Genomic DNA, 6,084 nt, shown 5'->3' with positions numbered 1-6,084 from the left:
GGCCCATTCCATTCCTCGTTTAGTGCGCGACGCCCCTCGCAATCTCACGCCACATAGCTCGCGATGACAAACCTAATTTAGACCGGGACGTAACAAGTAGGCCGTGGTGCTGACGTGCCCCGACTACGAGCAGATCTGCATGCCATTCGTTTGCAGCGTCGACCAGTGCGTTCCCCGTGTAGCCACCGTGGCGGGATAGGTCGATTACGTCCAGCTGGACGGGAAGTTTGCTGCCGGCGAAAACGCTTTTCGCGCTCTGGAGCGCGTCAGCGGCATCTCGATGGATCTCATCTCTCGCGTTCTGGAGTTCTGCGTCGGTCAGTGCACCGAGCGGCACAATGTTTCGCGGGTTCTCTGCCACGCAGACGAGGCGAACTTCCGCCCCGGATACAGCCATGAAGCGCACGTACTGCGCTGCTCGTGTCGACGACGCAGACGAGTCGATCGCGATGAGGAGGCGTTTGACAGCGCCGTGTGCAACGACATCTGTACTGGACCCGGTCATGATCTGATCTCCCGGCTGCTCAGATTTCCGGCAGCGCCGAGATTCATTCTCTCGCTTTTTTGCTTTGATGGGTTGATGTGCATCAAGCCGGCGATATCGAAGCTGCCCCTGTGCGGGGCGAGCGCCGTGACGATGAGCGGCAAAGCGGCTCCCACCGAAAAACTGCTGGCCGACGCCAGCGCGGCCTGCAATGGAGTTGCCGCGGTCGTCTCCGAAATACCCAATTCGTCGCGGGCATGTGCGCCAAGTGCGTCGTGGGGCAAGCGCCATATCGAGACCGCGCCGCACGTAAATCGCGGCCAACTCTCGATGCTCGCGCGCGCCATCCGCATCGAGCTCCGCCTGTTCTTCGGCGAGCGCTGCTGTTTCGGGATCCGCCTGCGACGAGACGGATACGTACTCGCCTGTCGCCATCGACATCGCGCCGGCTACCAATCCCGCCAGGCCGGTCAGCGCCAGGTGGCCGTGCTCGGCGTGCGCGGACGCGACGCCGATTATCAGACTTGCCGTCGAAATGATGCCGTCGTTTGCGCCAGGCACCGCGGCGCGCAGCCAGCCACCCGCCTTGTGCGATGCGGTTCTTTGTGAGCCTTGGGCATTGGCAGACCTTAGCGGTCTCGAACCTGATCGCGCGACGGCCCTGCGTGGGGCAGCATCCGCTGCAGCACGTGGTCTTTCAGAACAATGTGGTGGAACAGCGCTGCGACGACATGCAGACCAATCAATGCGATGAGCACCCATGCGAGGATGCCGTGCACGTCCCCCATCTCGTGGCCCAATGCCGAGCCCGGTTCGCTCAGTGCCGGATAAGGCACGACGCCCAGCAAGCGGACCGTCCAGCCGCGTGAGGACGCGTTGATCCAGCCGAGCAGCGGCACCAGCACCAGGGCGGCGTAGAGCAGAACATGCGTTATGCGCGAGGCGGCGCTGAGTAGCGGCGGCAGCTGGTCTGGCGTGGGCCAATGCGTCAATCGCCAGATCACCCGGATTGCCATCACGGCGACGAGCGTCGCGCCCACGCCAAGATGCCAGGCGATCAGATTAACGGGCTGCGTGTCCTTGTGGACATCCGGCATCGTCCAGCCGATCACAAACTGCATAGCGACCAACAGGACGGTCAGCCAGTGCAGCGTGCGCGCGACTGCATCGTATGCCGGACGCGTCATTCCGTAAGCGTTAGCCATTCCTGCTCCCTCAAGTTGTCGCGAGTTGATGAATTGATGAGGCGGGCATCCTGCGAATTCAGCCCGAAAAAGTACTGCAAAAATCCGGCAGATGCTAGCGACCTTACCTTAAGGAAACCTGACGCTCGGCAGGGACGATCCGGATGCTCGACTCCACTGCTGTTTCCGCATAGCCGCCAACGTTGCGTCAGCAAGACCGGGAAGCCGGGAGGCTGAGGGCTTCCGCGTGAATCACGGAGCAGTTTGCGCCTTAGCGAGCAACGTCACGGGCCGGCTTCTTGCTATTCCTCTTTTTGCATCATCAATCAACGCTCATCGTTCGGAACCCACATGCGCCTGTTAAATCGTCTGGCTGTTTCAATGGTTTTGCCGCTGGCCTCCTGCGCGATCGGACCATCAAGTTCAGGCGATGCGGGCTTCGGCGCGTCGCCCGCCATGCCGGCTCCGGCTTCGTCGTTGTTGCCGATGGTCAACATCGCGCCCGTTCAGGCGCGCCCCGATGGTTTCATGCCCACCGCTCCCGACGGCTTTTTCGTCACCGAGTTTGCCGGTGGCCTCGCGCACCCGCGCTGGCTTTACACGCTACCCAACGGTGACGTACTGGTAGCGGAAAGCGACGCGCCAAAAGAACATGATGAAGGCAGCGGCCTGTTCGGCTGGGTCAGAAAGCAGGTCATGAAGCGCGCAGGCGCCGGTGTGCCGAGCCCCGATCGCATTGTGCTGTTGCGCGACGTGGACGGCAGCGGCGTCGCGAGAACCCGGACCGTGTTTCTGCGCCGCCTGCACTCTCCGTTCGGGATGGCGCTCATTGGCAATCAACTCTACGTTGCCGATACGGACGCTCTGCTGCGTTTCGACTATGTGACGGGCGCCACCCAGGTTACAAGCCCCGGCGTCAAGGTTGCCGACTTGCCGTCCGGCCCGATCAACCATCACTGGACCAAAAATATCCTGGCCGATCGCTCCGGCAAGCATCTGTACATCACGGTGGGATCGAACAGCAACGCAGGGGAAAATGGAGTCGACGCCGAAGAAGGCCGAGCGCGAATCCTTGAGTTCGACGTGGACAATAAGAGCTTGCGGCCCTACGCGACAGGCTTGCGTAACCCCAATGGGCTCTCGTGGCAACCGGACAGCGGCGCGTTGTGGACAGCAGTCAACGAGCGGGACGATCTCGGAAACAATCTTGTCCCGGATTACATGACAGCCGTAAAAGACGGGGCGTTCTACGGTTTTCCATACAGCTATTACGGCCAGCACATCGACACCCGCGTCAAACCGCAACGCCCCGATATGGTTGCAAAGGCCATCGCGCCTGACTATGCGCTCGGCAATCACACGGCTTCGCTAGGCCTGGTGTTTTACGACCGGACGCTGTTCCCGCTTCATTATCGTGGAGGCGCATTTGTCGGCCAGCATGGTTCATGGAACCGTAAACCGCGGACCGGGTACAAAGTGGTGTTCGTGCCATTTGTCGATGGAAAACCTGCTGGCGTACCTGAGGATTTCCTGAGCGGCTTTCTGAGCGCAGACGGCTACGCCGTCGGTCGCCCGGTTGGCGTCGCACTGGACGCGCACGGAGCCTTGCTCGTGGCTGACGACGTCGGTAACGCTGTATGGCGAGTAGCGCCGCGAACAACGTCAAATCCGCTGACATCGCACCGGTAGAAAAATGACACAGCCCTGGCCGCTTTGCTCTGAAGCCGGGCGGACACAAGATTATCGTGCCGATTAGAACCGCTTCATCAGTCAAAGCAGCACGCCCGAGGCGTCGCCTCTGAAGCCGGGAGCCGCAACTCGATCACGTTGACACTCCGCCGGTAGAGCTAGCATTGCCGTGATTCGGCAGTCTGCGGAAATTGGTCGGAACATCTGCGCCGTGCTTTCGCCCGTGGTCGGCCAGAGGGCGATGCCCGCGTCTCTCATATGAATGACGGCTGAGTCCGTGAAACCGGCCCGTCGCGCCTCACGTTTGCAGTACCGCCGGAGGGCCGAGCGAACGGGCGTAGTTCGCAATGGGCGCTTTGAGCTGCTTCATGCAAAATAGCCGCATCCAAGATGTGGAGGATGACTCCGTGGGTATCAACTTCGACTTGAACGACTTGCAGGCATTTCGAGCAGTAGTGGAACTGGGAAGCTTCCGCAAGGCCGCCGAGGCGGTGAGCATTTCGCAGCCGGCCTTGAGCCGCCGGATCGACAAGCTCGAGGAAGCACTCGGCGTGCGTCTATTCGAGCGCACCACGCGCAGCGTCACGCTCACCACCGTCGGCCGGGTATTCGCGCCGAGCGCCGAGCAGCTGCTTGATGATCTCGACGTCGCGTTGCTCGGCATCCGCGATGTTTCTTCGAGCCGACTGGGACGTGTCACCATCGCCTGCGTGCCTTCGGTGGCCTACTACTTCCTGCCGAGCGCCGTCGCGAGCTATCATCGCCGCTTCCCGCGCATCAGGGTCAAGATGCTGGATATGAGCGCGAATGAGGTGCTGGGCGCCGTCATCAGCGGAGAGGCGGATTTCGGCGTGAGTTTTCTGGGCAGCCAGGAGTCAGAGGTCGAGTTCAAGGTTCTGCTGCAGGAGCGCTTCGTGGCCGCCTGCCGCCGTGATCACCCGCTCGCGCGCAAAAAACGCGTGACCTGGAACGAGCTTTACGAGCACGAGTACGTCTCGGTGGACAAAACTTCCGGCAACCGACTGCTGCTCGATCAGGCGCTGTCGGCCGTGGCGCCGCGTGCGCCGAGCGTCTGCGAGACGCGTCACGTAACGACCATGCTCGGTTTAATCGAAGCGGGGCTCGGTGTCGCCGCAGTGCCGTCGATGGCCATGCCCGGGCGCGATCACCCCATCCTCACGAGCGTGCCGCTCGTCGAACCGGTGGTGAAGCGGCGCGTGGGAATCGTGAGACGCCGTGGACGTCCACTTACACCGGCTGCGCAGGAGTTTCACAGAACGATTGTCGAGATGAAGCGCGGCGGCGTCGCATGCAGCGATGCCGTGGGCAATAACACGTCTCCAAAAGAGCGGCCAGGCAGGAAAACCGCATCATGAGGTTGGCAAGACCGCTTCGTTCGCTCTATCTGCAGGTTTTGCTGGGCATGATGCTCGGCATGACGCTCGGTCACTTCTTGCCGCAAGCGAGCCCGCTGCTCAAGCCCTTGAGCGACGGGTTCATCGGCCTCGTGAGGATGATGATTGCGCCGATCGTTTTCTGCACGATCGTCTCGGGGATCACGTCGCTTGCGAGCGGGAAGGCCATCGGGCGCACAATTTTTCAGGCGCTGGGATTCTTCTATTTTTTGACAGCCGTGGCGCTTGCGCTCGGACTCGTCACGGCCTTCGTGCTGCGGCCCGGCGCGGGCATGCACATCGACGCTAACCATCTGGACGCGAGCATCCTCGCGCAATATGCGAAGCACGCGCAGCCGGGCGGCCTTGTCGCATTCGCGCTGAGCGTCATCCCCGAGACGATGCTTGGCGCCTTCGACAAGGGCGAGGTGCTGCCAGTGCTGCTGCTCTCGCTGCTCTTCGGCTTTGCGCTAAATTCCTGTCCGGAGGCGGGCAGGCCGGTGCTCGCGCTCATCGACGGCATTGCCCAGGCCCTGTTCCGCATCCTCGCGATGATCATGCGACTCGCTCCGCTCGGGGCATTCGGCGCGATGGCTTTCACGGTGGGCCGCTTCGGCATCCGCTCGGTCGGCTCGCTCGGGATGTTGATGGTGTCCTTCTACGTGGCATGCCTGCTGTTCATTGCGCTGGTGCTCGCTCCGCTCGCGCGGCTGCACGGCTTCGCACTTTGGCGGCTCTTGCGCTACATGCGCGAGGAGTTGCTCATCGTTCTCGCGACATCGTCGACGGAGCCGGTACTGCCGCGCCTGATCGCGAAGCTTGAGGCGCTCGGCTGCGACAAGGGCGTTGTGGGGCTTGTGCTGCCCGCAGGCTACTCGTTCAATCTCGACGGCACCGCGATCTATCTGACGCTCGCCTCGATGTTCATCGCGCAGGCGTGCGACGTGCCGCTTTCCGCGCCGCAGATCGCGATGATGCTCGCCGTTATGTTGCTCACGTCCAAGGGGGCGGCGGGTGTGTCGGGCAGCGGATTGGTGGCGCTCGTCGCGACGCTGACGGTGATTCCCGATCTGCCCGTCGCCGGGGTGGCGCTACTGGTGGGCATCGACCGCTTCATGTCCGAGGCGCGCGCCCTGACGAGCGTGATCAGCAACGCCTGCGCGGTGATCTTCGTTTCGAAGTGGGAGGGTGCTTGCGATCGTACGCGTCTTGCGCGAATGCTCGGGGCGGCAGCGCCAGGCGGCGCGGACGGTGCGGGGGATCCCGCGAGAGATACCTCGACAGATACCTCGGGGATGTGACAGGAAGGCCGCCTGAGGCAAGCCTTCATTCA

The 6,084-nt window shown here is 62.3% G+C and carries 5 protein-coding genes and 1 pseudogene; 3 read left to right on the top strand and 3 right to left on the bottom strand.

Translation table 11 applies throughout. The annotated features are described in order from the left end of the window. Positions 1–19: 19 nt before the first annotated feature. The 3 genes and pseudogenes from HDG37_RS31930 to HDG37_RS31920 form a co-directional block, all read right to left on the bottom strand. Positions 20–505, bottom strand: coding sequence for a universal stress protein (locus HDG37_RS31930; protein WP_260335173.1), 486 nt, complete (start codon positions 503–505; stop codon positions 20–22). 113 nt (positions 506–618) lie between these two features. Continuing rightward, positions 619–1,104, bottom strand: a pseudogene (locus HDG37_RS31925) (VIT1/CCC1 transporter family protein); the annotation flags it as partial. A 9-nt stretch (positions 1,105–1,113) separates the two neighbouring features. After that, complete coding sequence (locus tag HDG37_RS31920; protein WP_184054626.1) at positions 1,114–1,689, bottom strand: cytochrome b; 576 nt, start codon at positions 1,687–1,689, stop codon at positions 1,114–1,116. A gap of 330 nt (positions 1,690–2,019) precedes the next feature. Here HDG37_RS31920 and HDG37_RS31915 point away from each other — a divergent pair, with 330 nt between their 5' ends. The 3 genes from HDG37_RS31915 (at position 2,020) to dctA (ending at position 6,052) form a co-directional block, all read left to right on the top strand. Continuing rightward, positions 2,020–3,357, top strand: coding sequence for a sorbosone dehydrogenase family protein (locus HDG37_RS31915; protein WP_184054624.1), 1,338 nt, complete (start codon positions 2,020–2,022; stop codon positions 3,355–3,357). 407 nt (positions 3,358–3,764) lie between these two features. Continuing rightward, positions 3,765–4,733, top strand: a complete 969-nt coding sequence (locus tag HDG37_RS31910) for a LysR family transcriptional regulator (protein ID WP_090806635.1) — start codon at positions 3,765–3,767, stop codon at positions 4,731–4,733. Further along, positions 4,730–6,052, top strand: a complete 1,323-nt coding sequence (gene dctA, locus HDG37_RS31905) for a C4-dicarboxylate transporter DctA (protein WP_184054622.1) — start codon at positions 4,730–4,732, stop codon at positions 6,050–6,052. The genes HDG37_RS31910 and dctA overlap by 4 nt, the downstream gene beginning before the upstream one ends. The last annotated feature ends 32 nt before the right edge of the window (positions 6,053–6,084 follow it).

Source organism: Paraburkholderia sp. MM5384-R2 (assembly GCF_014201025.1).
Lineage (GTDB): Bacteria > Pseudomonadota > Gammaproteobacteria > Burkholderiales > Burkholderiaceae > Paraburkholderia > Paraburkholderia tuberum.
Note: the sequence above shows the minus strand (reverse complement) of the source record. Positions and strands in the feature narration are given on the sequence as shown.

Coding starts and splice junctions, on each gene's coding strand:
- HDG37_RS31930 (WP_260335173.1), bottom strand. CDS start 505: ATGACCGGGTCCAGTACAGATGTCGTTGCACACGGCGCTGTCAAACGC.
- HDG37_RS31920 (WP_184054626.1), bottom strand. CDS start 1,689: ATGGCTAACGCTTACGGAATGACGCGTCCGGCATACGATGCAGTCGCG.
- HDG37_RS31915 (WP_184054624.1), top strand. CDS start 2,020: ATGCGCCTGTTAAATCGTCTGGCTGTTTCAATGGTTTTGCCGCTGGCC.
- dctA (WP_184054622.1), top strand. CDS start 4,730: ATGAGGTTGGCAAGACCGCTTCGTTCGCTCTATCTGCAGGTTTTGCTG.